Here is a 26,525-nt window from a genome sequence, read left to right on the forward strand (position 1 = left end):
CCCGGCCGGACAGCGCCGATCGGTAAGCTCGGGGCAGGCTCGGGCGCGATTGTCGTCCGGGGAAGGGGGAGCTGAGATGACTTATCCACCACAGGATCCCGCGCCGTGGGGGCTGCCGTCGAAGGAGACGGCGTATCCACCGTTCGCGCAGGAAGTTCCGCCGCTCGCGCCGCCGCCGCGCAACTCCGGCGGGGCGTGGATCGTCATCGCGCTGGTGGTGGTCGCGGGACTTGTCGGCGGCAGCGGTTTGCTTGTGTGGGCGGGTAACAACGGGGTGGACGGTTCCGCGGTCGCTGCGTCGGCGACGGATGTGCCGTCGACCCGCAAGCCGACCACGAGCAGCACCACGGGTAAACCACCGTCGAAATCTGGTGAGCGCCTGAGTTACACCGATTACGAAGGCCCGTGGGATTTCAAGTTCGACAATGTCGAATTGCAGGCGGACTGGGTGGACGGCCGCGATCACACCAGTTGCGCCCCCATCGAGCACGCCGGGAAACTCACCGAGCTCGGTTGTCAGTACGCAGCCGAACTGGTGTTGTCCGCCGAAGGCGGCAGCCTGAAATTCACCCAGTTCATCCTGGCGATGCCGGACAAGGCCACCGCCGAGGCCGCCGCCGACAAGATCGAGGACAAAGACTTCGAACTGCGCCCGGCAGCTACATCAAGGATTTCGCGACCGGCAAATGGCGCGCGGGTTCACAGGCCGAGTTCGTGGTGATCACGCTGGCAACCGCCACCTCCGCCGTCGACGCGGCCACCGTCGAGAAATACCTCCGCTACCGCCACACCGACATCATCACCGCCATCCTGTTCCGATAACAGCCATACTCTTGCGCACTTCGGCGCAGCGGCGAAAGATGAGATTTCTCGGTGGGCTCGGCCGTGGGCCGTGCCAGATTCCACACGGTGGACCACGACATGACCGCTCATCACCCGAGCAGAAGTGAGATGTCATGTCCACGCTCATCCGCATGAATTTCGACGCGCCCGAGGAAACCCGGCCGTTCGAACAGAACAAGGGTCGACTCGACCTGGTCAACACCGAAGCAGGCCCGGTCGGGCGGGCCGTCTTCGAACCCGGCTGGCGCTGGAGCGACCACGTGAAACCGATCGCAGGCACCGACAGCTGCCAAGCACCCCACATCGGCTACTGCCTGTCCGGCCGACTCATGGTCGTGATGGACGACGGCGAAGAACAGGAATACGGCCCCGGCGACGTCATGGTCGTCCCCCCGGGCCACGACGCCTGGGTCGTCGGCGACGAACCCTGCGTCATGCTCGACTGGCAGGGCTACGCCGACTACGCCAAGCCCCACTGATACGCCGACAGCCCCGGCTCGCGGTGGCGAGGCGGGGCTGTCGGGTCAGCAGCGCCGGGGTGGGGCGCTGGTGGGTACTACTTGCGCAGGGAGGCCGGGACCTCGAAGCGGGGGCCGAACTTCTTGGCCAGTTCGTCGGCGCGGGCCACGAAGGCCTCCTGGCCACCGGGGTAGCCGACGATGAACTGGTGCGAGCCGCCCGACCAGGCCGGGAAGCCGATGCCGAAGATCGAGCCGATGTTCGCGTCGGCGGTGCTGGTGAGCACGCCTTCGTCGAAGCACTTCTGGGTCTCGATGGCCTCGGCGAACATCATCCGGTCCTTGAGGTCCTGGAAGGTGACACCCTCCGGGAGCTCACGCTGCGAGTTGTACAGCGAACGCAGCTCGCTCCACAGGCCCACGGCCTTACCGTCGACGTAGTCGTAGAAGCCGGCGCCGCCCGCCTTGCCCTTGCGGTCGAACTCGCCGACCAGCTTGTCGAGCACCGCGGCGGTGGTCTCCGCGGCCGCGTTCAGCTCGCCACCGGCGGCCTTGATGGCGTCGGCGGTCTCCTTGTAGATCTTCTGCATGGTGGTGAAGTTCAGCTCGTCGCTGAGCTTCAGCGGCGCGGCCGGGTAGCCCGCCTGCAGACCGGCCTGCTCGACCGTCGAGGGGTCGACACCCTCGGCGACCATGGAGATGGCCTCGTTGATGAAGGTGCCGATCACGCGCGAGGTGAAGAAGCCACGGCTGTCGTTGACGACGATCGGGGTCTTCTTGATGGCGAGGGTGTAGTCGTACACCCGGGCCAGCGCCTCGTCGGAGGTGTTCTCGCCCTTGATGATCTCCACCAGCGGCATTTTGTCCACGGGGGAGAAGAAGTGGATACCGATGAAGTCCTCGGACCGCTTCACACCCTCCGACAGCAGGGTGATGGGCAGGGTGGAGGTGTTGGAGCCGAGCAGCGCGTCGGGATCGACGATGTCCTCGATCTCCTGGAACACCTTGTTCTTGAGGTCGGGGTTCTCGAACACGGCCTCGATCACGAAGTCGACGCCCTTGAAGTCGGCGGCGTCCGCGGTCGGGGTGATGCGGGCCAGCAGCGCGTCGGACTTCTCCTGGGTGGTCTTGCCACGGGAGAGGGCCTTCTTCTCGATGGCCTCCGAGTACGCCTTGCCCTTCTCGGCGTTGGCGAGCTCGACGTCCTTGAGGACGACCTCGTAGCCGGCCTTGGCCGAGACGTAGGCGATGCCCGCGCCCATCATGCCCGCGCCGATGACGCCGATCTTCTTGATCTCGCGCTTGGGCACATCCTTGGGACGCGAACCGCCGCCGTTGATGTGGTTCAGGTCGAAGAAGAACGCCTGGATCATGTTCTTCGCGACCGGGCCGGTCAGCAGGCTGATGAAGTAGCGACCCTCGATGGCAAGCGCGTTGTCGATGTCGACCTGCGCACCCTCGACCGCCGCGGCCATGATGGCGCGCGGGGCGGGCATGTTGGTGCCCTTGATCTGCTTGCGCAGGTTGGCCGGGAACGCGGGCAGGTTCGCCGCGAGCGCCGGGGTCGACGGGGTGCCGCCGGGGATCTTGTAGCCCTTCTTGTCCCACGGCTGGGCGGCCTCGGGGTTGGCCGCGATCCACGCCTTGGCGGCGGGCAGCAGCTCCTCGACGGAGGAGACGACCTCGTCGATCAGGCCGATTTCCTTGGCCTTGGTGACGCGGTGACGCTGGCCCTGCAGCAGCACCTGCATCAGCGCGTTCTGCAGGCCGAGCATGCGCACGGTGCGGGTCACACCGCCGCCGCCGGGCAGCAGGCCGAGGGACACCTCGGGCAGGCCGATGGCCGAACCCTTGACGTCGGCCGCGATGCGGTGGTGGGTGGCCAGCGCGATCTCGAGGCCACCACCGAGGGCGGCACCGTTGATGGCGGCGACGACGGGCTTGCCGAGCTGCTCGAGGCGACGCAGCGGGGCCTTGACACCGTCGAGCATCTTCGCGACGTCGGCGGCGTTGTCCGGGCCGACCTGCATCATGTTCTTCAGGTCGCCGCCGGCGAAGAAGGTCTTCTTGCCGGAGGTGATGACGACACCGGTGATGTCGTCCTTCTCGGCCTCGAGGCGGTCAACGGTCGCGGCCATCGAGGTGATGTACGCGTCGTTCATGGTGTTGGCGCCCTGGCTCGGGTCGTCGATGGTCAGGACGACCACGCCGTCGGCGTCCTTCTCCCAACCGATGATGTTGTCAGTCATAGTTTTTCGTTCTCTCCTATGAGAAGTTCCGGTTGGAAGGTCAGACCCGCTCGATGATGGTGGCAACGCCCATGCCGCCACCGATGCACAGCGTGATCAGGCCGTAGCGAGCGTTGCGGCGCTCCAGCTCGTCGAGCACGGTGCCGGTGATCATCGCGCCGGTGGCACCGAGGGGGTGACCCATCGCGATCGCGCCACCGTTGACGTTCAGCTTCTCGTCCGGGACGTTCAGGTCCTTCTGGAACTTCAGCACAACGGAGGCGAAGGCCTCGTTGATCTCGACGAGGTCCATGTCCTCGATCGTCAGACCGGCCAGCGCCAGCGCCTTCTTGGCGGCCGGGGTGGGGCCGGTCAGCATGATGGTGGAGTCGGCACCGGAGGTGGCGGTGGCGACGACGCGGGCGCGCGGGGTCATACCCGAGTTCTTGCCCGCGTCCTCGGAACCGATCAGCAGCAGGGCGGCGCCGTCGACGATGCCCGAGCTGTTGCCACCGTGGTGGACGTGGTTGATCTTCTCCACGTAGGTGAACTTCTGCAGCGCGACCGCGTCGAAGCCACCCATCTCGCCGATGCCCGCGAAGGCCGGGTTCAGCTTGGCCAGGTCCTCGGCGGTGGTGCCGGGGCGCATGTGCTCGTCGTTGTCGAGCACGACCAGGCCGTTGATGTCCTTGACCGGGACGATCGACTTGGCGAAGTAGCCGCCGGTGGTGGCCTTGGCCGCCAGGTCCTGCGAGCGCACGGCGTAGGCGTCGACGTCATCGCGGGTGAAGCCCTCGATGGTGGCGATCAGGTCGGCCGAGATGCCCTGGGGCACGAAGTAGCCGTCGTAGTTGGTGGCGGGGTCGAGCGCCCAGGCGCCGCCGTCGGAGCCCATCGGCACGCGCGACATGGACTCGACGCCACCGGCGATCACGAGCTCGTCGAAGCCCGAGCGCACCTTCTGCGCGGCCAGGTTCACGGCCTCGAGGCCGGAGGCACAGAAGCGGTTCAGCTGGAAGCCACCGACGGTGTCGGGCAGGCCGGCGATGGTGACCGCGGTGCGGGCGATGTCCATGCCCTGGTCACCGACGGGGGTGACCACGCCGAGGATGATGTCGGAGATCCGATCCTCGTCGAGGTTCGGGAAGCGGCCACGCAGCTCCTGGATCAGACCAACAGTCAGATCGATCGGCTTGACCGAGTGCAGCGAGCCGTTCTTCTTGCCGCGGCCGCGCGGAGTGCGGATGGCCTCGTAGATGTAGGCCTCTGTGGTCATATCGGAGTGTTTCCTTCCTTGGGGTGCGGTGGCCGCACGAACGCCACGACCAATCGTCTTCGACGCCGTACAAATCCGGCAAGCACCAGCGGAGCATAGAACCATGCCCATCCGGAGTTCCCGGCCACCCGTTCATACTACCGTGGTGTGCGAACTCCGGTTAACTTAACGCGGTATGGACGGTGGCTGTCAACCATCGAGAGACTTTGCGCCGAGCTCGCTGCGCAGCAACGACAGGGCGACCTCGTCCGGGTCCTGCCGGTCGCCCGGAGCCACCGGAACCGCGGCGGCGGCCAGCATCTCCTGCTCCTCCTCTGGGGTCGGCGGGGCGGGAATGCCCGGCGCGGGGCGCGGGGCGCCTGCCGACTCGCCGCCGGAACGCGCCGGATCGACGGCATAACTGTCCTGCGGACCCGGGTCGTCGGGTAAGTCGGGGAAGTCGGGCGGCGGAATGTCGTCGTCGGGCTTGCCGGTGCGCGCCCGCCCACCCTTGGCCTGGCTCGGCCGCGAGAACTGCGGCCGGGCGGCGGGCTTGCTCTCCGCCGGACCCGCCGTGTTCTTGGCCTGCGGCGCCGGGCGTGCCGCGGGGGCACCGGTCTCCCAGCGCACATCCAGTTCCCGCCCGAGCACCGCCCGCACGGCCGCCCGCACCGACTCGATATTGCGCGGATCGGACAACCGCTGCGCCAACGGAGCACTCTGATGCGCGAAAACGATGGTCTGCCCCTCGACCCGCGACACCGCGGCCCCCGACATCAACGCATGCAACGTGAGCCCGAACTCCCGCACCTTCGTCTTGATGTCGGCCCACGCCGCGTCGACGAGGGCGAGCAGATCTTCCGTCGGCGCCTGCCCCTGTGGTGACCCGGGCCGGTCCGTCGCGCTTGAGGGCGCAGCACCTGCCTGTACGGACGTCGAGGGTGCGTCGGCTCGTCGAGCCTCCGCCATCGGCTCAGCTCCCGCACCAGCGTGCGAATCGCCCTCCCTCGCACCACCGACATGCGCGGGCCCGGACGGGCTATCGGCCCGCCGAGCGTGATCACCCTGCGGCGCACCACCGACGTACGCCGGTCCCGACTGGCTATCGACCCGTGGAGAGGCTGCTCCCGGCTCATGGTCCATCCGACCGCGCGAATCGCCCTGTGGCGAGGGAACTTCCGGCCCGTCGCGGCGGGTGTCCGGCGCCGGTGCAGAGCCGACTGATCCGGTAGCGGAATCGGATTCCGTCGAGGTCGGCGGGTTCGGGGCGACATCCTCTGCGTCGACGACCCGCGCTGCGGGGCTGGGCGGCTGCGACTGCGTAGCAGGACCCTGTTCGTCGCCACGCGACGTCGGTGTAACCGGCGAGCTCATCGGGGACGTTTCACGACGCGCGTCTGCCCGGTGGGGATCTGCGTCGGGGGCACTCGACGGCGGTGCAGCCGAGTGCGCTGCCACCGACGGCGTGGTGGTCGAGTCGGTGACCGACGACTGCGTGGCGCCCGACGGTGCGGCGGCCGAGTACGCGGTCGACGGTCGGTCGATCGGCTCGACAGTCGGAGCGGGCGAGGGCGGGACGCGACCGTTGTCGGCGGCGTCGCGGTCGGCGACCGGGGCATCCGGGTGCGGCCCGCGGTCGGCGGCGGGACCGTCGGACGTGTGCGCGCGGGCTTCCGCGGCGCCCGAAGCGTCAGGCGTTGCGGCGGTGGCGCCCTCAGCGGCCGAGACACCCGACTTCCGTGCTGCGGCTTCCTTTTCCGCCATGGCGGCGGCGAGGATTTCCGCACCTCGGCGGCGCCCTTCGGCACTCGAACCTTGCGCACTCGACGAGGCCGGGCCGGGGGCGTCGCCCGGAGGGCGAGCGGGGGCGTCGCCGGCGGGGCGGGCAGAAGGGATTGCCCCACTGGCGAATCCGCGTTCCAGGCGTTCGAGGCGTTGGAGGGTGGCGGATTCGGTGTCGGAGACCGACGGGAGGAGCATGCGGGCGCAGATGACCTCGAGCAGCAGGCGGGGGGCGGTGGCGCCGCGCATTTCGCCGAGGCCCTCGTGGAGGAGTTCGGCGTAGCGGGTGAGGGTGGCGGGGCCGATGCGGGCGGCCTGGTCGCGCATGCGCTCGAGCACGTCGCCGGGGCCCGCGACGAGGCCGCGCTCGGCGGCATCGGGGACCGCGCGGAGCAAGATCAGATCGCGCAGGCGTTCGAGCAGGTCGACGGAGAATCGGCGCGGATCGTGCCCGGCCTCCATCACCTGGTCGATCGTGCCGAACAGGGCGGCGCCGTCGTCGGCGGCGAGTGCGTCGACGGCGTGGTCGATCAGCGCCACATCGGTGACGCCGAGCAGCGACACCGCCCGCGGATAGGTGACGCCCTCCGGCCCGGCACCGGCGAGCAGTTGGTCGAGCACGCTGAGGCTGTCGCGCGGTGAACCCCCACCGGCCCGGATGACCAGCGGATACACCGCCTCCTCCACCGGCACGTGCTCCTGCTCGCAGATCTTGCCGAGCAGTCCGCGCATGGTCGCGGGCGGCAGCAACCGGAACGGGTAGTGGTGGGTGCGCGACCGGATGGTCGGCAGCACCTTGTCGGGTTCGGTGGTGGCGAAGATGAAGATCAGATGGGCGGGCGGTTCCTCGACGATCTTGAGCAGCGCGTTGAAACCGGCCGTGGTGACCATGTGCGCCTCGTCGACGATGAACACGCGATAGCGCGACTCGGCGGGCGCGTAGAAGGCACGATCGCGCAGCTCACGGGTGTCGTCGACACCACCGTGGCTGGCCGCGTCGAGCTCGATGACGTCGAGGTTGCCGGACCCGCCCGGCCCGAGCGCCACGCAGGACGCGCACGTGCCACACGGGCGCGAGGTCGGCCCCTCCACACAGTTGAGCGAGCGGGCGAGGATGCGCGCCGAGGACGTCTTGCCGCAGCCACGCGGCCCGGAGAACAGGTACGCATGGCTGATGCGGCCGGTGTCCAGCGCTGTACTCAGCGGGTCGGTGACGTGCTCCTGACCCACTACCTCAGCGAATGTCGCCGGTCGATATTTCCGGTACAGAGCCACGGCCCAAAGGCTACCGGTGCGGTGTGACATCCCGGCTGGCGCCGCAGAGGTGGAGCCGAAAGGCATAGCGGTACAGCAAGTTACATGTGTTGTAGATCACATGGTAGTTAAAGGTTCAACTCCAGGCCGCATAGCGGGTCCGGTGGGTGCAACTCACCGGTTATCGAGGGTTCCCGATTCGGCGAATCGCGACAGGACGAGTTCGTCGATCCTGGTTGTCGCGTAATTCCGTACCCGGTCCCCGAATATCGACCCGTTTCCAGATGTAACGAAACCGTGAACCGTCGTGACAGCGGCGCAAGCAGCTGGCTACCGTGGTTATCGGCAACTTCGGTGGCCAAACCTTCATCAGGTTGGTGACCCCGGCCGGTCCCTCATCCCGACCGGGGCACAACCTTCGCGCACCGATCGCTCCCCCACCGCATCGACCGGAGGAACGTTTCATCGTGCTGTCGTGTGATGACATCGCAGCCGCCTGGCTGGCCCACACCGAGTTCGCGGGCGACCACGCCGCGGTCGGACTGCTGAGCCGGGCGATCAGCCCGCAGGACTTCGACATCAAACGCGACTCCTTACCCGTCGCGGCGGCCGCCGACCCGGCCACCGCCGCCGCCATCCTGCAGCTGCTCGAGCGCGGGCAGGTGCCGACGATGGCCGCGATCCGCACCCTCACCGCGCAGAACGAGATGCGTCGCGAGGCCGAACGGATCGAACGGCTCGGCAGGCGGGCACAACGCAGCATCGACGAGTTCGGCCGCATCCTGGCCAGGCTCGCGGCCGCACATTGGACCGAGCACGGCATCGGCCCCACCCGCCGCGACATCCTCGCCGACCCCCAGATCACCGAACTCATCGCCGACCGGGTCGGTGAGATCGCGCCGACCGCCGTGAAACACCTGTGGCTCATCGAACGCGCGCAGCGCGCGGGCTGGATCGCCTCCAACGCGAACCCGGGCTCGCTGTGCCCCGCCCGTCGTTGGCACACAACGAAATACGGCAACCGGGTGTCACAGAAGCCGGTGAACACGATCGGGAAGATGGTCGCGGGTTTCGTCGCCGAGCACACCGTTGACAAGGGCCGCGCACCGAGCTGGGCGGCACTGTCGCGCGACCTGCGTGACGATCGCGGCCGCCGGGTGTTCTTCGATGTGGCCGACGCGCACGCCCAGCGCCGCTGGCTGGTCACCGCCGAATGGCTCGCCGACACCGGCGACGACCTGCCCGCCCCGGGCAAACGCGGCCTGCGCGCGCTGGCCAAGGACGCTCGCGGCTGACTCAGCTCACGTCGCCGGCCGCCGCGATGAAGGTATTGCACTGCGGCGTCAGGTTTTCCAGCCCGGCTTCGAACCACTTGCCGCCGTTGTCGGCGGTGCCGTGGTCGCGCATGTCGCCCGGCCGGTCGCCGCGCCCGTAGGAATCGCGGGTGGCGAGGGTGACCTGGTCCGACGACAGCGAACCGCCGCCCTTGGACGCGGCGATGAACATGGCGTCGAAACAGTTGGCCTGCAACTCGACTCGGCGTGACAGCTCGAGTCCCTTCGTCGAGCGCGCCCCCGCGTCGACCCGTTCGCTGTTGGCCTTGCGCAGGATTCCGGACTGCGCCTGGACGTGGTGCCCGTATTCGTGCGCGAACACCGACAGGTAGACCACCCAGTTGTCACGGAACTGATCGGTCTGCAACTGGCTGATCGGCATGTAGATGGTCTTGTTCGCCGCGCAGTAGAAGGCGGCGAAGTTGCTGGTGGAGCCGGTGCACGGGGTGGTGATGCCGTCGGTGGTGGCGGTGATGCTCAGCGTCGGCGACTCGAAGGGCAGCCCGTTGGCGGCCATCAGCGGCTTCCACGCCGCTTCCAGGCAGCCCGCGGCGGATTCGAAGAACTTGCGGGCCTTGTCGACCTGTGCGCCCCACGGCGCGTAGTCGCAGGAGGCGGGCACCAGTGAGCCGTCGGCATCGGTGACCAGCGGGTTGTCACCGGTCTTGGCGGGCGCGCTCCCGGGTTGCGGCGTGTAGGTGGTGGTCGGTCTCGGGCCGAACGCGTCGATGCCGATATCGACGCCCTTGTTCACGGCGAACTTCACCAGACCACCGACGACGAGGAAAATCACCACCAACATCAGCGAGGTGAAACCGCCGCGTCGCTTGCGTGGCGGCGGGGTGGGCCTGCCGGGTGGCCCGTAGGGCATCGGCGGCGGACGGTAGCCCGGCGGCGGTCCGTAGGCCGGACGCTGCTGCGGATACCCTTGCGGCGGTGGGTATCCGGGCGGACCGTAGCCCTGTTGCGGGCGATAACCCGGGGCACGACCATAGCCGGGGGGTGGCGGAACCGGTCGTCCACCGGGCCCGTATGGGCCGTAGCCGTACGGTGGTTGGTTCACGTCCCCCGTACCCCCTCGTCTAGTTCGTCGCCGACAGCCGCTGACGCAGGATAGCAAGCTGTCTAGAGTAGGCAGCCATGCTGACTTTTCGGGGGGGCGCCGCGGGCGCGCTGCTGCTCGCTTCGGCGGGCCTGCTCGCGGCCGCTCCGGTAGCCCACACGCAGCCCGCGGGGGTGTCGATCACCGCCGATCTCACCTTGACCGAGACAGGCGTGCTGCGGGTCGTCGAAACCGTCGCGGTGCCCGCCGACGGAAACTTCACGATGTCGCTGCCGTTGCGCCTCGGCCTCGGCGACGGTGTGGAGCGGGTGTTCAAGGTCACCGATGTGTCCGCGACCGGGGCGGGCACCGCGACAACCGTCGACGACCAGTTCGTCGTGGAGGCCGAGCCCGGTGAATCCAAGTTCACGTATACGGTGCACAACACCGTCGCCGACGCGCCGGGCACGCAGATGTTCCACTGGCTCGGCGTGCTCAACGCCGACATCGCCTCCCTCGATGTGTCGGTGATCAGCCCGAGCTTCCAAATGGGCATCGTCGACTGCAAATTGGGCCCTGCGGGCAGTGCGCGCCCGTGCGCCGAGGTGCACGTCGAACCCGACGGTGTGCTGTACCTGAGCCAGACCGACCTGCGCAAGGGCGACGCGATCGACCTCACCCTGCAGATGCCCCCCGGCACGGTGCCCGCCAATGCCGATGTGCGCGACGGGGATTCGAACAACTTCTTCGCCTTCACCACCCCGGTCCTCGCCGCCTTCGGCGCCCTGCTGCTGGCACTGGCCGGGATGATCGCCTACGTGCTCACCGCCCGCAAGCGCGGTGCGACGGCCCGCGCCACCAGCGACACGTTCGACCCGCTCGTCACCAGCGGTGACCGGATGGAATTCACCTCCCCCGACGGTGTCCTGCCCGGCGAGGCCGGTCTGCTGCTCGACGAACACGTCGACCCTGTCGACATCGCCGCCACCGTCGTCGATCTGGCGGTGCGCCGCTACCTGTGGATCGCCCCGGTGAACGCGCGCGGCGAGGACGACTGGCGGATCAGCCGCGTCAACGCCCCCGACGACCAGCTGCGCGAGTACGAGCGGGTCGTCTACGACATGTTGCTGCCCGAGGGCACCGACACCGTCGCCGTGCGTGAGCTGCGCGCGCCCGGACGCCTGCAACTGGACCCGATCCGCGAGGCCATGCGCCGCGACGCGGTGTCGACCGGCGCGCTGGCCGATCCGAAGCAGCGGATGCTGCCCCGCTGGATCGGCGCCGCGCTGATCGCCGTCGGCGCCGTGACCACCGTCGCCCTGGCGTTGACCGCCGGGCACGCCCTGGTCGGCGTGGCGATCCTGCTGGCCGGGGTGGCCGCGGTCGTGCTGCCGAACTACCTGCCGACCCGAACCACGCTGGGTGACACCGTGGTCGGCCGGATCAAGGCGATGGGACGCGGACTCGACTCGGTGTCACGCGACCGCATCCCACCGATCGATCAGGAGACGATCTTCTCCCGCGCCCTGCCCTACACGGTGATCAGCGGTCGCGCCGACAACTGGATCCGCACCTTCCGCGATATGGACCCGTCCGCCGATTCCCAGCCCGGCCTGTACTGGTTCGCCGGCTACGACCGCGACCGCAACCTGCACCGCTTCGCCTCCCAGTTCCCGTTCTTCATCACGGCACTGGAAGGCGCGTGCAAGTAGCTACACCCGGCGCAGGGCGGCCAGCGGGTCGGCGTACAACGCGCTGAGCGAGGTGACGACGGCGGCGAATTCCTGCACCTTGCCGCCGAATCCGCTGACCCGGATGTCGGTCGGGGGCAGCTGGGTGCTCTGGGTGAACGCGCGGGCCACGTGGCCGAGGGCCGGGCGGTAGCCGGTGAAGGCCTGTCCGCCGAGGACCACCCGGTCCGGGTTGAGCATGTCGCGGACCAGGGCGACGGTCTGGCCGAGCATGGTCGCGCGTTCGGCGAGCAGCTCGCGGGCGCCCTCGGAACCGGACTCGGCGGCCCGGTACAGGTCGGCGATGGTGGTGCCCCCGGTTCCGTTGTGCGCCGGGATGATTCCGCGCCCGACCGCACGCGCCTGCAGCGCCCGATCGCCGACGGTCACTTCCAAGCAGCCACGCCTGCCGCAGGTGCACTGCACGTCCGAACCGGTGGGCAGGTGCGCGATGGAACCCGGGCCGTTGCTCGGGGTGTGCACCCGCCCGTCGAGGGTGACGGCGATGCCGGCCGTCTCGCGGACGTAGAAGTACAGGCTGCTGCCGGGCTGGTCGGCGGGCTGTTCCGGGCCGCGCGCGTCGAAGGTCGGCAGCAGCAGTTCCGAGGCGGCCATCGCTTCCACGTGCGGCGCGACGGAAACCGGCAGCTCGAGCACGTCGCCGAGGACCTGGCCGAGCGGTGCGCCCTGCCACGCCAGTTTCGGATGGTCGACCACACCGGTGTGCGTGTCGACCCGGCCGCCGATGGCGACGCCTGCCCACAGCGGGGTGCGCCGGTGCCAGCGCTGCAGGAACGCCTTGGCACTGCGGGCGACCGTGGTGACAGCGAAGTCCTGCCCGGTCTGCGGTGTCGCAATGGCCAGCCCACCGAGGATGCGGCCGCGCAGGTCGGCGGCCACGATTTTCGTCGCGGCGGCGCCGATGTGGATGCCGATGGTGAGGTAGGCGTCGTGGTCGATCTCGAAGGGCACCCGTGGCCGCCCGACCGCACCGGCGGCGGTGAGATCGGCGCGTTCACGCAGCAGACCGGCCGAAAGCAGCGCGGCCACTTGGCGGTTCACCGTCGCGATGCTCAAACCCGTTGCCCGGGCGGCATTGTCGCGGGAGATCGGGCCGCCGACAGCCGCACGCAGCACGGCGGCGGCAGGGTTGTCGCTGCGCCGCAGTTCAGGGGCGACGACGGGACGCGAAACTCGGGGACGACCGGTGACCACCCGCGAAATCGGGCGGTCGAGAATGGGGGCAGACATATGCAGTTCCTTGCCGAAAATCCCGTTTCACCAACGGGTTTGCCTACACGAGGGGTGTGGCAGCTCGCGAGCCCGACAGGCTCAGCTGCAGCGGCAGGAACGACACAGTTCGCGCGTCAACGGCAACCGCAGACCCAGCGCGGCGGTCACGTAGGTGACCCGCGGGGCGGAGTGATGGTTGCCGGACATAACAATCAAATTAACACCGAATCGGCCCCCATCCAAGACCGACCGGCGAATTGTGTGGTGACACACAGCAAATCACCAGGTCAGCGGGGTGCGACGGAAGGCGTAATGGTGCTGTGACACAGCACGAACCCCTCCCGAGGACGCCGGGAGGGGTTCGCGCGCGGGCGGCCTACTTGGCCGGTGGCGTGAAGGGCTGGTTGATGGTGGTGAAGTACTGGATCGCGGCGGCGACGGCTACCGGGCCGGTGACGAACAGCTGCCCGGCGATCACGCCGAGGAAGCCCACGGCGGCCGCACCCGCGACGCACCCGCCCAGCGGGCCGAGGCCGAACAGGGTGAGCAGCGCACCGGTGGCGACGAGGCCGAGCGCCGCGCCCGCGATGCAACCGGCGGCGGCCCCGCCGAGCCCGCCGACCAGGGTGCCGATGGTCGCGCCCATCGAGATCGTCGAGGTCAGGCGCGACCAGGCCGCCTGCTCACGCTCGTACTCCGACTTCCAGGGCGCCTTGTCCTCGTACGGCAGGGCGACCGGCTTGTACACGGCCTTGGCCGGGTCGAGCTGCGGGGTGAGGGTGGCGGTGTTACCCGAGATCTCGGCGGCGATCGGCAACTCGAACTCGTCGAGCCGGAACGTCAGCGGGGTGGCCGCGACGGTGGTCCCATCGGCGGCTTTGATCTTGAACGCACCGTCCTCGGTGACCAGCGATCCGGCGTCGGTGGTGACGACAGCCCTCGACTCGTCGACGACCTCGGCGGTGTAGTTGATCGGTGCTGCTTGCTCGGGCGCCGCGTTGACGGTGCCCGAGGTGACCCCGGTCGCCACGATCAACAGTGCCGCAACCACGGCGAACTTCCTCATCTTCATGCCGGAAAGCTTCCGGTAAACGCGTTTGCCTGACGAGGAATAAACGCACCCAGATCGCAATCGCCGAATTCACTCGGCCGCTTTGGCCGCCGCTTTCGCTTGTTTCTTGAATTCCCTTACTTCGGCGAGGGTTTCGGCGTCCACGACATCGGCGACCGAACGGCGCGAACCCTCGTCGCCGTAGGCACCCGCCGCTTTTCGCCAGCCCTCCGGTTGCACACCGCGTTGTTTGCCGAGCAGGGCGAGGAAGATCTTCGCCTTCTGCGCGCCGAAGCCCGGCAGGTCCTGCAACCGGCGCAGCACTTCCTTGCCGTCGGGGTCGCCCTCGGTCCAGATCTTCGCTGGTACGCCGTCGTAGTGCTCGATGATGTAGTTGGCGAGCGCCTGCGCGCGCCGGGCCATCGAGCGGCCGTACCGGTGGATGGCGGGTGGGGTGGCGGCGAGTTGCTCGAATTCGGCCGGGTCGGCCTCGGCGATACGGCGCAGATCGAATCCGCCCATTCGCCCGGCCAGTTTCTGCGGCCCCCGAAAGGCGTGTTCCATCGGGTACTGCTGATCCAGGAGCATGCCGAGCAGCAAGGCGAAATCGTCGGTGCTGAGTAGTCGATCGGCCTCGGCGTCCTGGGCAAGGCACAGCGTTCGGGTCATATATTCATCGTGACACATTTCACTGCACCCACATCGGCGGTACGAATGACGGATTACACCCCACGCCCGGACCGTTTCGATCGGGCGGGACAACCCCAGCTGATCGATGCCCATGACCTGGAGGTGACACAGCCCGGCGTGCGCGCTCTCGGCGCCTGGACCCATGAACGACTCGGTTTGCGGCCCGGCGACAGCGCGCTCGACATCGGTTCCGGCACCGGCTCGGAAGTGTTCACCTTCGCCGACGCGGTCGGCCCCCGTGGCACCGCCGTCGGCGTGGAACCCGACCCGGATCTGCTCGCCTCCGCCACCCGGCGCGCGACCGAACGCGGCTCCACCGCCACCTTCGTCTCCGGCGACGCCTACGGATTGCCCTTCGGCGACAACACCTTCGACGCCGTTCTGTGCGAACGCGTCTTCCAGCACCTGACCGCCCCCGCCCGCGCCGCGACCGAAATCGCGCGCGTCCTGCGCCCCGGCGGACGCGCGGTGGTCGTCGACGCCGACTGGGCGACCGCCATCATCCACCCCGGCGCCCCCGAGGTGGCCCGCGCGGTGATCGACACCCTGATCTCCGGCACCACCAATCCCTTCTCCGGCCGCAGACTGGCCGGCCTCCTCACCGACGCGGGCCTGACCGTCGACGAGATCGGCTCCCACGCCCTGGTCCAGGACCGAACCATCGGCGCGGGCGCGCTGGTCAACCGCATAGCCGACCTCGCGGTCCTGCGCGGAACCGTCACCCCCGAAGCCCGGGACCGACTCCGCACCGACCTCCACGAGGCCGCGGCCCGAGGCCACACCCACATCTCGGTCACCGTCTTCGCGACCCTGGCCCACAAGAAATGACGAAACCCCGCGTATCCCGGCAGGCGGGGTACGCGGGGCCTCGTTCGTGGTCAGGCTTCGAGCAGCTTCTCCGTCGCGGCCAGCAACACACAGGTCGCCAACCCGTCCATCGCCTTCTCCAGCTCCGGCAGCTGCGGGAAACTCGGCGCGATCCGGATGTTCTTGTCCTCGGGATCGTTGCGGTACGGGAACGCCGACCCAGCGGCCGTCAGCGCGATTCCCGCGTCCTTGGCCAACGCGATCACCCGCGCCGCCGTCCCCTCGAGCACATCGAGACTGATGAAGTACCCACCCTTGGGCTCGGTCCACGACGCGACCTTCGACGCACCCAGCCGATCCTCGAGAATCCGGCGCACCAGCGCGAACTTCGGCTCGAGCAACCGCCGATGCTTCTGCATGTGCTCGCGCACGCCTTCGGCGTCGGTGAAGAACCGCAGGTGGCGCAGCTGGTTGAGCTTGTCGGGGCCGATGCTCTTCTTGCCGGCGTGGTCGAGGTACCAGTCGATATTGGCCTTGGACGCACCGAAGAAGCTCACGCCCGCACCGGCGAAGGTGATCTTGGAGGTCGAGGCGAAGACCAGCGGCCGGTTCGGGTGCCCGGCGGCCGCCGCCATGCCGAGCACGTCGAGCACGGGTGCGGCGGTGTCGGTGAGCGGGTGCACCGCGTAGGCGTTGTCCCAGAACAGGCGGAAGTCCGGTGCCGCGGCGGGCATCGAAACCAGTTCGCGCACAATCTCTTCGGAGAAGACCACGCCGGTGGGGTTGGAGTAGTTCGGCACCGCCCACAGACCCTTGATCTGCGGGTCGTTTGCCAGCAACCGCGCGATGGCGTGGGTGTCGGGGCCGTCGTGGCGCATCGGGATGGTGATCATCTCGATACCGAGCGCCTCGGTGATGGCGAAGTGCCGGTCGTAGCCGGGGGCAGGACACAGCCACTTGATCGGCTCGTCGGAGGCCCAGCGGCGCGGGGAGTCGGGGGTGCCGTAGAGCATCGAGAAGACGATGATGTCGTGCATCATCTCGAGGCTGGCGTTGTTGCCCGCCACCAATTGGTCGACGGGGATGCCGAGCAGTTCGCCGAAGATGGCGCGCAGTTCGGGCAGGCCGGTGAGGCCGCCGTAGTTGCGGCAGTCGGTGCCGGTGCCGTCGCGGAAATCACCGTCGCCGGGCAGTGCGAGCAGCGACGAGGAGAGGTCTAACTGTTCCGGTGACGGCTTACCTCGGGTGAGGTCCAGCGTGAGCTTCTCGGTCTTGAGCGTCGCGTAGTTCGCGGTCTGGGACTCGTGCTCGGACACGAGTTCCGCGTGGCTCATCAAACCGATCTGCGTTTGCCGGGGCATCCTGGGCAGCCTTTCGAAGCAGCAAGGTGGGTGTACCCGCAACGTTACCCGGCGGTTGCCGGGAATCGGCAGGGTATCCGGGGAGGATGGGCTCGCACGCTGCGAAGGTGCGCAGCGGAGTCCCGAGATTAAGGGGACCCCGCGCACCCGGCAGAGCCCGTTGACCCTTGCTGCCTTCCGGCCCTGGGGGAGTTCACAGGATGCGCGCCGCGCGGGATCCGTCGGCCAGTGTAGCCGCAATCGCGCGCACTAGCGATTTCGGGGTTCGAACAGCAGGTCGGCGGCTCGGATGAGCACCTCGACACGGGTGCGGCCCTCGTGATCGGCGGCGAGGAAGTGCCCGCCGATCACGGCGCAGAAGGCGAGCAGGGCTCGGGCTTCCACCTCATCGGGATCATCGCAGAATTCGCCGATCGTCTCGCGCAGCAACGCCATTCGCGCGTTGTCGACGCGGCGCAGGCGGGTGGCGACGTCGTCGTCGCGGCGGGCCCAGTCGCGAACGGCCAGATCGATGGGCAGCAGCCGGTGATCCGAGAGAGTGAGGACACCGGCCATGCGCGCCCGGTTCTTGGGGTCGAGGCCCGCGTTGTCGACCTTGGCGAGCACCTCGTCGACGGCCTCGCGCTCCCAGGCTTCCAGCATCGCCGTCAGCAGGGCCTCGCGGTCGGCGAAGTAGCCGTAGAAGCCGCCCTTGGTGACGCCGATGCGTTTGGCGAGCGCTTCCACCCGCACCGCGTCGACACCCGAGGTGGCGAGCACGTGCAGCCCCTCTTCGATCCACCGTTCGCGTGGTGTTCGCGCGACGCCCACGTGTGCTCCGTTTCTGCTCGCCCGACGACGGAAGAACCAGTGTACGTAGGCGTATAGATACGTCATCGCATGACGAAGCTGGCTACGATCAGTGCGATATCGGCAAGGGGGGTCCCGGTTCCCCATGACTACGAGGGGGTTCCGCGCGTGACCGGCCCGAACCAGCAACCGCCCGGCGGCGACGTACCGCCGTCCGACCCGACTGTGCAGTGGTGGGAACGCCCAGGCCCCGACTCGGGTCAGCCACCACAGCAGGCCGATCCGACCATCCTGCGCGGCGACATCGGCACGCCCGGCCCCTACACCGCGCCGCCCACACCGCAGCACAGCGGCGCCAACCCCTACACCGCTCCCCCGGCGGCGACGCCGTACCAGAGCGGTGCCAACCCGCAGCCTTACACCGGCATGCCCTACCAGGCGGGCGCCACCGCACAGCCGTTCGCGGCGCCGCCGCAGTACCCGGCCCAGCAGTGGGGCACGCCGCCGCGTCCGCCGTCGTCGGGCAACAAGGCCGTGTGGTGGATCGTCGGCGGCGCGGTGCTGCTGGTCGGCGTGCTGGTGATCGGCCTCATCGCGTTCGCCGCGAACAAGGCCGACGAGACCAACCCGTTCGGCCCCAACCCGTCCGAATGGGAAGGCGACTACGCCTTCCAGAAGGGCAAGAACGCCTGCGACCTGATCGACCTCACGGTGCTCAACCAGTGGTCCTCGACCAGGGAGACGACCACGCACACCGAGCGTGAGCCCTCGGAGTACGGCGGTGGTGGCTCCTACAACTGCGATGCCAAGAACCAGGACTCCGGCCGCAGCGGCACCGGCGCGAAGATCTCGCTCGAGGTGGCGTTCAAGTCCAGCTACGAGACCGAATCGGACTACTCGCGCTGGAAGGGCTACGACACCAAGACCACCGGCAAGGACTACGACCACGGCCCGCTCAGCGGCCTCGGCACGGAGGCGTACTACGCCTACGAGCAGCGCATCTACGGTTCCATCCCGAACGACTACATCTACGTGGTCGCCGCGCACGACAGCAATATCTCGGTGAAGGTGGAGATCGAGGTGGACAAGATGGGCAGTGTCGACAAGTCGACCCTGCGCTCGGCCGCCGAAACCCAGGTCCGCAAGGTCCTGACGGCACTGAAGAAATAGCAGGTCAGCGGGGTAGGACGGGGGCCGGTTTGGCATCGGCCCCCGTCGACCCGCTATGCTGCTCCACGGAGGATTCGCCTAGTGGCCTATGGCGCTCGCCTGGAACGCGGGTTGGGTTAACGCCCTCAGGGGTTCAAATCCCCTATCCTCCGCCACAGCAGGGCCCTGATCGGTTCGCCGGTCAGGGCCCTGTTCGTTTGATCCGGTGGATCTGTCGGTGGGTGTCCGTAGAGTGACCCCCGATGGTGCGGGAGACCCCCACCGCACCCGACCGCCGTCGTCGCCGCGATAAATCGCGCGTGCAGACACAGCGGAACTGGGTATTAAAGGCTTCGTGCCCGTCGAAACCGACGGCGCACACCGGCCGGCGCCGAGAGCGCCGGCCGAACACACCAAGAGGAAACTTTCGTGAGTACACCTGACACGACTATCGGTCGCGACACGGCGGGCCCCATTCGCCTGATGCTGCGCGACCGCAAGACGGCACCCGGCCCGATCGACGGCGCCTGGTGGCCGCGCACCGACGCGCCGATGACCGAGATGCACCAGCTGGTCACCGCGGTCGGACCGCAGATCGGCAAGCTGGCCCAGCTCGGATTCGACTGGACCGCCGACGAATCGGGCGCCGACGAGGCCGCCCGCATCATGCACCTGGTCGGCAGCAACGGCGCGAGCCTCGCGCTGCTCGTCATCCCCGCCTCCACCGAGGCGGCCGCCGCGCGCAGCCAGATGCGCTGGGCCGCGGGCAAGCCCCGTATCCAGGATCCGGCACCGGCCGACACCGCCGCCGACGGACCGCGCACGCTGATGGGCGCGGTCTGAGTCAGCGGTCGCTGGTGTAGGTCGGGTCGAAGTCGCGCGGTGTGCCGCGGCGGCTGAGCAACCGGTCGAACCATTCACCGAGAATGACGCCGGCCGCCAGCGCGCACCCGACGCCGAAGGCACCGAGAATCTGCCCGAACCCGAGCAGCGTTTCGTCCTCGAGCAGGGCGTACAGCCCTCGGTACACCTTCAGACCGGGCAGCAGCGGCGTGATGCCCGCGGCCGCGACGACCAGCGGCGGAGTGAGCGCGCGCCGCGCCATCAGACCACCGGCCATGCCGATCAGCGTGGCCGCGGCACCCGAGGCGACGACCGGCCCGAATCCGATGTCCTGAACGACGAGGTAGGCCGCGGTGCCGCCCGCACCGCTGAGACCTGCCGCGAACAAGGCCCGCCGCTCGGCGTAACAGGCCATCGCGAACGCGACCGCCGCTACCGCACCGGCACTGAGCTTGAGCGCGAGGAACTCGGTATCGCGACCCGCGTTCGCCGCGATCTCGGGCACCTCGATGCCCAGGATCGTCGAAACCCGCAGGGCCAGGCCGATGCCCGCGACGATGCCGCCGGTCATCATCACCACTTCGAGCATGCGGGCCGCGGCGGTGATCGGCGCGCCGGTGATGGCGTCCTGTACCGAACCGACCAGTTGCAACCCGGACAGCAACACGGTGATGCCCGCAGCCACGATCAGCGCGGCATCGGCCCGCCATTGATCGCTGAACGCGGCGAGCGCGATCGCCGGAACCGAGGCGATGATGCCGCCGACCATGTTCTGGAAGAAGAACGGCAGGCCGAGCTGATGCAGCGCGCGGTTCACCATGTCGATGACGGCGGTCGTCGCGAAACTGATCACCGCGAGCATCACGCCGCCGCCGAGCAGCACCGCGATGGCCGCGGCGAGCAGCGACCAGCCCGCCGTCGAGACCCAGCGTGGATACGGGTGCCGGGCGGAGACGATCTCGTCGAGCGCGGCGTGCGCGTTCTCCACCGGCACCACCTGGGTACGGATGCGCCGGGTCAACCGGTCGACGGCGGCGAGGCGGGTGAAGTCGAGCGAGCGGTACTTCACCACCCGCATATCGCTGGCCGGTGGCAGGTACGGGCCGCGGTCGGCCCAGATGCGGATGGCGTCGAAGGTGACGTCGATATCGCATTTGTCCAGACCGTAGGTGGAGGCGATGAAGCGCACCTGCGCTGAGGTGTCGCCGACACCGGTACCGGCGGCGAGCACCACCTCACCCACCCGTACCGCCAGGTCGAGCACCTGCGACACCTCGGCGTCGTCGGTGAGGTCGATCGGCCGCAGCGGGGTGGGCGCGGCGACGATGTTGTCGGCGGTCGCGCGCTCGAGCGGACGCCAGAACGGGCGGCGCAGGCGCAGACGCGGACGCGAACCGAGGCGTCCGAGGGACGAATCGTCGCCGTCCGCCGTGTGCTCCGCTGTCATACTTCGACCGTAACGGCGTTTCGTGCCGGTGCGCCGTCTCGTCACGAGTTCGTCAACGTGTCGTTCGTAACTCCCCGCGACCTGCTCAGATGTCGTCGATCAGACCCGTGCTGTAAGCGGTGGCGGCGAGGTGCTGCAGGCAGCGTGGTCCGCACCCGTCGTGCTCGGTCAGCACGAAACGGGCCTGCTGGAGCGAAGAGATGGGAGAATCGGCCACGCAGTCGGCATGTGCGGTGCGCCAGTGATGTTCGATATCGCCGGTGACGACCCGTGGCGGCGGGTCCGGCGCGGATGTGTCGGGCAGGGTGTGACGGTAGGGGCCGGCAATGGAGGCGATGACTGTATGAACACCGGGACGGGGAAGGTGATTCAGGAGCGGCGGCGCTTGCTCGGGCTGTCGCAGCCCGCGCTCGCCACCGCCATCGGGGTGAGTTCGCGGCAGATCACCCGGTATGAGTCCGAGGAGCAGTCGCCGACCCTTCCGGTCGCGATCCGGTTGGCCGACGCGTTGCGCATCTCGCTGGCGGAACTGGCCGGGATCGTCGACAACCGGGTCGACCTGGCGGGCCGCTGGTGGGCAGCCTGGCAGAAGGCGGCGAAACACGGCGACGAGGTCGAGGTAGCGGAGGTGACGATCCGGCACGAAGGCGACCACCTGCTGCTCGACACCGCCGAAGCCGCTGCGGCCGAGGACGATCCGGGCCCGGGTGTGCGCGGTGAGATGCGGGTATGGGACGGCGACGCGATCACCGGCTGGGTGCGTGGCATGGATGTCGCCTTCCCGGTCGGCACCATCTACTACTCGCTGCACCCCCAGGGCGCTCATGCGGTGGGCTCGTGGACGACGAAATCGGGCCCCGACGGGGTGGTGCGCGGCTGGAGCGCACTGGCCAGGGAGAAGTCCGACGCCGAGAAGCTCCTGCTGGAGATGTTGCGCGGCGACGGTGTCGTCGAATCGTGGCCGGGTGCCCGCTCGGACTGAATCCTGCGGCGGATGTCGGCAACGGTCGGACGGCCGGTGACGGTCTCGGCGGGCGGTAGTAACAGCAGGTACCGGATGAGTGCCCCGAATCCCAAGAGGCCGACGGCAATCCACAGGTAGACATCCATGCTTTCCCCTCCGAACGTGTCAGTGCTGCACGGGTGGCGCGGTATGGTTCTGGTGAATCCGCCAGGAAAAAGTATGGTCACTGTCAAGACCTTTTGGACAGCAAAAAGCGTCTACAAACGTCTACAGTTCTCTACGATGGCTGCATGTCCAGTCGGGGCGAGCAGGGGAGACTCGTAGGCGCGCGGTTGCGGCGGCTGCGGGAAGAAGCCGGATTGTCCTTGGCGGGGTTGGCCACCCGCGTTCCGTACAGCCGGGCCGCGCTCGGTCACTACGAAACCGGCACGCGCGCCGCGCCTTCCGAGGTGATCGACTGGTACGAGCGGGTGCACGCCCAGGCGGTGCTCGCCCTCCCCCGCGTGCGGCGCGATCCACGCGCGGCCGACGCGGCCCTCGCCGCCGCTATCGCGCATCGGACCGGCCGTCCTCTCATCGAGATCGGCCGCCCACACCAGGGTGATACGGGGTACTTCTGTCCGTTCCGGATCGACGGGTTGATCGAGGGCGAGGCGGCGGGCACCGACGCGGCCACCGCGCTGCGTTCGGCGCTGCGGGCGATCGGCGACGAGCTGGGGCGGGCGGGTAAGCGCTAGCCGCGCACGGCGTCCACCGCTTCGGCGAGCAGGGCCAGGTACCGATCGGGATCCGGCACGGCCGCTCTGTCGGAATGCACGGAGAGCGTGATGGTTTCGCCGAGTCCGTGGATGCCGTGGGTGAGGTGCATGACGGTGCCGAGCGCCGGAAATCCGCCGGTGAACAGGACCGGTGCGCCTGCGAAGGTGAGGTCGGCGGCGCCACGATTCACGCTGGAGACGACGGTGTTGCCGTCGATCGCCTGCGGTGGTGTGTCGAGATCGGCGCGGGCGACGTCACGCACCGCGAACAGCGCGGGAACGGTGTCACCGACTCGATCCTGCACGGCGAGCAGCGGATTCAGCGCGCGTTCGCGACGGGTTCGCAGTTCGTCGGCGATCAGTTCGGCACGGGCGCGCAGGTCGGGTTCCTCGATGTGCAGGTCGATGGACAGGCTCCGGTAGTTGTTGTGCGCGTCGCCCGATGCGGGCACGGCCATCGGCAGTGCGGCGCCGACGCGTTCCGGTGTCCGACCGTGCTCGGTGAGGTAGGTGGTGAGTGCGCGCGAAATCGCCGTCAGCGCAAGCACTGTCACTGTGACGTGCGGGCGGCGGAGCGCGTCCGCGGGAACGACGAGCATGCGGACCTGATGGTCGAGCGCCGCGACGGGCCGCATCGTGTTGAGCGCACCGGGTGTGAAGCCGGTTGTGGGCGCGGGCACTTCACCGGCGGCGGTGCGCTCGGCGAGTTCCCGGTGGGCACGGCCCGCCGCCAGACCACGGCGGAACGTCGCGGCCAGCTGCTGGGGAAAACGCAGCACCCCAAGCACACTCGGATCCATCCATCCACAGAGTTGTCCCCAGTAATCCACAGGGCCCACCGGCGTTTTCACTGGATCCACTCGGTGTTTCACCGAGTTATCCACAGGCGCTCCGGGAACCCTGTGGATAAAAAGGGATCTGGTGAGTGCGGCCGCACGGGTGCCGTCGGCGAGAGCATGGGAGATCTGAACCACCGCGACCAGCGACGGCCCGGTCGACATCGGCGCATCGCGAACGCCACGGAAAACGTGCAGCCGCCAGGGTCGTTCGGTGGCATCGACGCCGGTGCCCAGAAGTTCGCCGAGCCGGTCGAGCAATGTGGGCCACGGCAGGCCGTCGGGCCGGTGGGCAATGAATTGCTGGGGAATGAATTCGGCCGGAATCCAGTGCGGATAGTCGAGATCGCGCGCGGTCTCACGCAGCCGGCGGCACAGACCGGGAATGAGCGCTACGCGTTCGGCAACGGCGGCGCGCAGTCCGTCGGTAGGAGTAGGGGTTTCGGCGAAACAGTAGAGCAGGAACACATCATTGGCGGTGCGGCGCGACAGCCAGAACATCGTCGCGTCGCGCGGGGCCATTCCGGTCACCCGGCCACGATAGGCCACGCCGAGAGAAGGCCCCGAGTCCTATCGACCCGGGGCCCGGACTGCCCGGTTCAGGCGCATTCGCGGTTCAGCCGCGCGCGAACTGTCCCGCGGTGACGTCGGCGAGAAACGCTCGCCACGCTCCTGGTCCGAAGGCCAGCACGGGGCCACGCCCGTGATCCTTGGTGTCGCGGACCGCGATTTCGCCGCCGGTGAGAAAGGCGACTTCCACGCAGTTTCCATCGGGACCGCTGTAGGTGCTCTTGCGCCACACAGCGCCCGTCACATCAACCTCCACAGCACTTGCTCCTTCGCATCAGTGAGAACGGGATAACACCGCCGAATCGGTTCAGCATTTCCGATTTACGGCGCGACCGACGAGTTACTTCGTGGCACCCACAGCACTGCCACCCGGAACGCGCAACCGATCGGCACGAACCAGCGCATGAGGCGTTTCCGCCTCCGGGGGCTGCCCCCGCGGAAGAAACACTAGCAGGTCTTCCGCAAGTTTGCGGATGAGAATTTGCTTTCTCATATCCGTTTGCCAAGCTTGCGAAGGTTCGGGTTTGCGGCGGCATTGCCGGAGCCTCTTACCCATTCCCCACGGGCTTGACACATGCGGATTTACTTCCATGTGATTCGTTCGTGATACGTCACTTTCCTGCTCGCCTCACCGGCCACATCAGCACCATCCGACGTGGACGTGGATCATGGGGGAATGATCTCCCGTGACCGCGACGCCGCAGGTCGTGCCCGTAACGACCGCCCACGCGACCGACTCGGCCGACCACTGCCGCCCGGCAGTGCCGGAGTCGCCCGAATTCCCGACGATCTCGAGTTGAGCCCCCAGCAAACTCTGGCCTTCGCCCAGCAACTGCTGGACGACGGATTGGCATTCAACGCACACGAGGTTTTGGAGGCGGCCTGGAAGAACGGGCCGGTTGCCGAGCGGATGCTCTGGCAGGGTCTTGCCCAATATGCCGTCGGCCTGACCCACATCCAGCGCGGCAACACCAAGGGCGCGACGACGCTGCTGCAGCGCGCCTGCGAGCGGCTCGGCGCCTACCCGGCGAATGCCCAGCAGCACGATGTCGACCGTGCGGGCCTGATTTCCTACGCCGAACAGCTGCTCGACGCCATCGACGGCGGCGCCCAGCTCACCGACGAACAGCTGCGGCCGAGGCTGCGCCGCACGACCGACTAGGATCGGACAGGTGTCCAGTTCACCAGGTGCAGGCCGCTACGCCCCGAGCCCCTCGGGCGAGCTCCACCTGGGCAACCTGCGCACCGCCATCCTGGCCTGGCTCTACGCCCGTACCACCGGGCGCGCGTTCCGGATGCGCATCGACGACCTCGACCGCGTCCGCCCGGGAGCGGCACAACGCCAGCTCGACGACCTCGCCGCCATCGGGCTCGACTGGGACGGGCCGGTGCTGCGGCAATCCGACCGGCTGCCGGTCTACGAGTCGACGATCGAGGAACTCACCGCGGCCGGGCGCACCTACGAATGTTTCTGCACCAGACGCGAAATCCAGCAGGCCGCCGCCGCACCGCACGGTCCGATGGGCGCCTACCCCGGCACCTGCCGCACCCTCACCGACGCACAGCGTGCCGCTCGCCGAGCCGAAGGCCGTTCACCCGCAGTGCGATTGCGCGCCGACGTGACCGACTACGAGATCACCGACCTGCGCCACGGCCGCTACCGAGGCGCCGTCGACGATCTGGTGCTGCGCCGGGGTGACGGCATCCCCGCCTACAACCTCACCGTCGTGGTCGACGATGCCGCCCAGGGTGTGGATCAAGTGGTGCGCGGCGACGATCTGCTGCCGTCCACCCCACGCCAGGCCTATCTCGCCGACCTACTCGGCCTGCCACGGCCCACGTACGCCCATGTTCCGTTGGTACTCAACACCGAAGGCAAAAGGCTTGCCAAACGTGATGGGGCGGTGAGCCTTTCCGACCAGATGGCGCTCGGCAACACGCCCGGCGACGTGGTGGCGGCGATCGCCGATTCACTCGGATATGCCGCTCGCACAACGGCAGAGCTCCGCGAGGTTTTCGACCCGGCGCGCATCCCGGAGAAACCATGGATACTCGAGCCTATCGGGTTGTTCCAAGCAGACCGATGTCCGTAACGTACGCA

The 26,525-nt window shown here is 68.4% G+C and carries 24 protein-coding genes, 1 tRNA gene and 1 other RNA gene; 12 read left to right on the forward strand and 14 right to left on the reverse strand.

Annotated elements, in window-relative coordinates; translation table 11 throughout:
- The first annotated feature begins 76 nt into the window (after positions 1 to 76).
- Together ACWEVR_RS06270 and ACWEVR_RS06275 are read left to right on the forward strand one after the other, a co-directional pair.
- The gene (locus tag ACWEVR_RS06270; protein ID WP_452466054.1) at positions 77 to 721 is read left to right on the forward strand and encodes a hypothetical protein; all 645 of its coding nucleotides are present in this window, start codon (positions 77 to 79) and stop codon (positions 719 to 721) included.
- A gap of 235 nt (positions 722 to 956) precedes the next feature.
- Positions 957 to 1,322: a cupin domain-containing protein gene (locus ACWEVR_RS06275; protein WP_452466055.1), complete on the forward strand. Its 366-nt coding sequence runs from the start codon at positions 957 to 959 to the stop codon at positions 1,320 to 1,322.
- Between the two features lie 77 nt (positions 1,323 to 1,399).
- Here the strand turns inward: ACWEVR_RS06275 and ACWEVR_RS06280 are convergent, their stop codons facing one another.
- The 3 genes from ACWEVR_RS06280 to ACWEVR_RS06290 form a co-directional block, all read right to left on the reverse strand.
- Complete coding sequence (locus ACWEVR_RS06280) at positions 1,400 to 3,550, reverse strand: 3-hydroxyacyl-CoA dehydrogenase NAD-binding domain-containing protein (protein ID WP_067494616.1); 2,151 nt, start codon at positions 3,548 to 3,550, stop codon at positions 1,400 to 1,402.
- A 40-nt stretch (positions 3,551 to 3,590) separates the two neighbouring features.
- Positions 3,591 to 4,805, reverse strand: coding sequence for an acetyl-CoA C-acetyltransferase (locus ACWEVR_RS06285; RefSeq protein WP_067494619.1), 1,215 nt, complete (start codon positions 4,803 to 4,805; stop codon positions 3,591 to 3,593).
- 189 nt (positions 4,806 to 4,994) lie between these two features.
- The gene (locus ACWEVR_RS06290; protein ID WP_452466056.1) at positions 4,995 to 7,841 is read right to left on the reverse strand and encodes a DNA polymerase III subunit gamma and tau; all 2,847 of its coding nucleotides are present in this window, start codon (positions 7,839 to 7,841) and stop codon (positions 4,995 to 4,997) included.
- A 446-nt stretch (positions 7,842 to 8,287) separates the two neighbouring features.
- On the opposite strand from ACWEVR_RS06290, the gene ACWEVR_RS06295 reads away from it, so the two are divergent.
- Complete coding sequence (locus ACWEVR_RS06295; protein ID WP_452466057.1) at positions 8,288 to 9,115, forward strand: hypothetical protein; 828 nt, start codon at positions 8,288 to 8,290, stop codon at positions 9,113 to 9,115.
- Between the two features lies 1 nt (position 9,116).
- On the opposite strand, the gene ACWEVR_RS06300 is transcribed toward ACWEVR_RS06295, so the two are convergent.
- The gene (locus ACWEVR_RS06300; protein ID WP_378667551.1) at positions 9,117 to 10,217 is read right to left on the reverse strand and encodes a neutral zinc metallopeptidase; all 1,101 of its coding nucleotides are present in this window, start codon (positions 10,215 to 10,217) and stop codon (positions 9,117 to 9,119) included.
- Between the two features lie 77 nt (positions 10,218 to 10,294).
- Between ACWEVR_RS06300 and ACWEVR_RS06305 the strand changes: the two genes are divergently transcribed.
- Complete coding sequence (locus tag ACWEVR_RS06305; protein WP_452466058.1) at positions 10,295 to 11,908, forward strand: DUF2207 family protein; 1,614 nt, start codon at positions 10,295 to 10,297, stop codon at positions 11,906 to 11,908.
- On the opposite strand, the gene ACWEVR_RS06310 is transcribed toward ACWEVR_RS06305, so the two are convergent.
- The 3 genes from ACWEVR_RS06310 to ACWEVR_RS06320 form a co-directional block, all read right to left on the reverse strand.
- Positions 11,909 to 13,177, reverse strand: coding sequence for an ROK family protein (locus ACWEVR_RS06310; RefSeq protein ID WP_452466059.1), 1,269 nt, complete (start codon positions 13,175 to 13,177; stop codon positions 11,909 to 11,911).
- Positions 13,178 to 13,535: 358 nt separating this feature from the next.
- Complete coding sequence (locus ACWEVR_RS06315; protein WP_452466060.1) at positions 13,536 to 14,231, reverse strand: hypothetical protein; 696 nt, start codon at positions 14,229 to 14,231, stop codon at positions 13,536 to 13,538.
- 69 nt (positions 14,232 to 14,300) lie between these two features.
- A complete protein-coding gene (locus ACWEVR_RS06320) occupies positions 14,301 to 14,879 on the reverse strand; it encodes an HhH-GPD-type base excision DNA repair protein (protein WP_452466061.1) in 579 nt (192 codons plus the stop codon).
- A gap of 45 nt (positions 14,880 to 14,924) precedes the next feature.
- On the opposite strand from ACWEVR_RS06320, the gene ACWEVR_RS06325 reads away from it, so the two are divergent.
- A complete protein-coding gene (locus ACWEVR_RS06325; protein WP_452466062.1) occupies positions 14,925 to 15,728 on the forward strand; it encodes a methyltransferase domain-containing protein in 804 nt (267 codons plus the stop codon).
- 50 nt (positions 15,729 to 15,778) lie between these two features.
- Here the strand turns inward: ACWEVR_RS06325 and ACWEVR_RS06330 are convergent, their stop codons facing one another.
- The 3 genes from ACWEVR_RS06330 to ACWEVR_RS06340 form a co-directional block, all read right to left on the reverse strand.
- Positions 15,779 to 17,068: an aminotransferase class I/II-fold pyridoxal phosphate-dependent enzyme gene (locus ACWEVR_RS06330; RefSeq protein WP_452466063.1), complete on the reverse strand. Its 1,290-nt coding sequence runs from the start codon at positions 17,066 to 17,068 to the stop codon at positions 15,779 to 15,781.
- Between the two features lie 128 nt (positions 17,069 to 17,196).
- Positions 17,197 to 17,291: signal recognition particle sRNA small type (ffs, locus tag ACWEVR_RS06335), an RNA gene on the reverse strand.
- Positions 17,292 to 17,317: 26 nt separating this feature from the next.
- Positions 17,318 to 17,878, reverse strand: coding sequence for a TetR/AcrR family transcriptional regulator (locus tag ACWEVR_RS06340; RefSeq protein WP_067640344.1), 561 nt, complete (start codon positions 17,876 to 17,878; stop codon positions 17,318 to 17,320).
- A gap of 147 nt (positions 17,879 to 18,025) precedes the next feature.
- Here ACWEVR_RS06340 and ACWEVR_RS06345 point away from each other — a divergent pair, with 147 nt between their 5' ends.
- From ACWEVR_RS06345 to ACWEVR_RS06355, 3 genes are all read left to right on the forward strand, one after another.
- A complete protein-coding gene (locus ACWEVR_RS06345) occupies positions 18,026 to 19,027 on the forward strand; it encodes a hypothetical protein (protein WP_452466064.1) in 1,002 nt (333 codons plus the stop codon).
- 67 nt (positions 19,028 to 19,094) lie between these two features.
- A tRNA-Ser gene (locus ACWEVR_RS06350) sits at positions 19,095 to 19,182 on the forward strand.
- A gap of 253 nt (positions 19,183 to 19,435) precedes the next feature.
- Positions 19,436 to 19,849 (forward strand): DUF5994 family protein, encoded by a 414-nt coding sequence (locus ACWEVR_RS06355; protein WP_133734144.1) that lies wholly within the window; start codon positions 19,436 to 19,438, stop codon positions 19,847 to 19,849.
- Position 19,850: 1 nt separating this feature from the next.
- Here ACWEVR_RS06355 and ACWEVR_RS06360 read toward each other — a convergent pair whose 3' ends face one another.
- The gene (locus tag ACWEVR_RS06360; protein ID WP_452466065.1) at positions 19,851 to 21,296 is read right to left on the reverse strand and encodes a threonine/serine ThrE exporter family protein; all 1,446 of its coding nucleotides are present in this window, start codon (positions 21,294 to 21,296) and stop codon (positions 19,851 to 19,853) included.
- A gap of 85 nt (positions 21,297 to 21,381) precedes the next feature.
- Positions 21,382 to 21,513 carry a hypothetical protein gene (locus tag ACWEVR_RS06365; RefSeq protein WP_255284036.1) on the reverse strand — a complete coding sequence of 44 codons (132 nt, stop codon included), beginning with the start codon at positions 21,511 to 21,513 and terminating at the stop codon, positions 21,382 to 21,384.
- Between the two features lie 126 nt (positions 21,514 to 21,639).
- On the opposite strand from ACWEVR_RS06365, the gene ACWEVR_RS06370 reads away from it, so the two are divergent.
- Together ACWEVR_RS06370 and ACWEVR_RS06375 are read left to right on the forward strand one after the other, a co-directional pair.
- Positions 21,640 to 22,278: a helix-turn-helix domain-containing protein gene (locus ACWEVR_RS06370; RefSeq protein WP_452466066.1), complete on the forward strand. Its 639-nt coding sequence runs from the start codon at positions 21,640 to 21,642 to the stop codon at positions 22,276 to 22,278.
- Between the two features lie 272 nt (positions 22,279 to 22,550).
- Positions 22,551 to 22,997 carry a helix-turn-helix domain-containing protein gene (locus ACWEVR_RS06375; RefSeq protein ID WP_452466067.1) on the forward strand — a complete coding sequence of 149 codons (447 nt, stop codon included), beginning with the start codon at positions 22,551 to 22,553 and terminating at the stop codon, positions 22,995 to 22,997.
- On the opposite strand, the gene ACWEVR_RS06380 is transcribed toward ACWEVR_RS06375, so the two are convergent.
- Positions 22,994 to 24,385 (reverse strand): wax ester/triacylglycerol synthase domain-containing protein, encoded by a 1,392-nt coding sequence (locus ACWEVR_RS06380; RefSeq protein WP_452466068.1) that lies wholly within the window; start codon positions 24,383 to 24,385, stop codon positions 22,994 to 22,996. The two genes, ACWEVR_RS06375 and ACWEVR_RS06380, sit on opposite strands and share 4 nt — an antisense overlap.
- A gap of 85 nt (positions 24,386 to 24,470) precedes the next feature.
- Positions 24,471 to 24,680 carry a DUF397 domain-containing protein gene (locus tag ACWEVR_RS06385; protein WP_067494664.1) on the reverse strand — a complete coding sequence of 70 codons (210 nt, stop codon included), beginning with the start codon at positions 24,678 to 24,680 and terminating at the stop codon, positions 24,471 to 24,473.
- A gap of 420 nt (positions 24,681 to 25,100) precedes the next feature.
- On the opposite strand from ACWEVR_RS06385, the gene ACWEVR_RS06390 reads away from it, so the two are divergent.
- Together ACWEVR_RS06390 and gluQRS are read left to right on the forward strand one after the other, a co-directional pair.
- Positions 25,101 to 25,586, forward strand: a complete 486-nt coding sequence (locus tag ACWEVR_RS06390) for a DUF309 domain-containing protein (RefSeq protein ID WP_452466069.1) — start codon at positions 25,101 to 25,103, stop codon at positions 25,584 to 25,586.
- A 10-nt stretch (positions 25,587 to 25,596) separates the two neighbouring features.
- Positions 25,597 to 26,517, forward strand: coding sequence for a tRNA glutamyl-Q(34) synthetase GluQRS (gene gluQRS, locus ACWEVR_RS06395; RefSeq protein ID WP_452466070.1), 921 nt, complete (start codon positions 25,597 to 25,599; stop codon positions 26,515 to 26,517).
- Positions 26,518 to 26,525 lie beyond the last annotated feature (8 nt).

The organism is Nocardia sp. NPDC003979 (genome assembly GCF_053605015.1).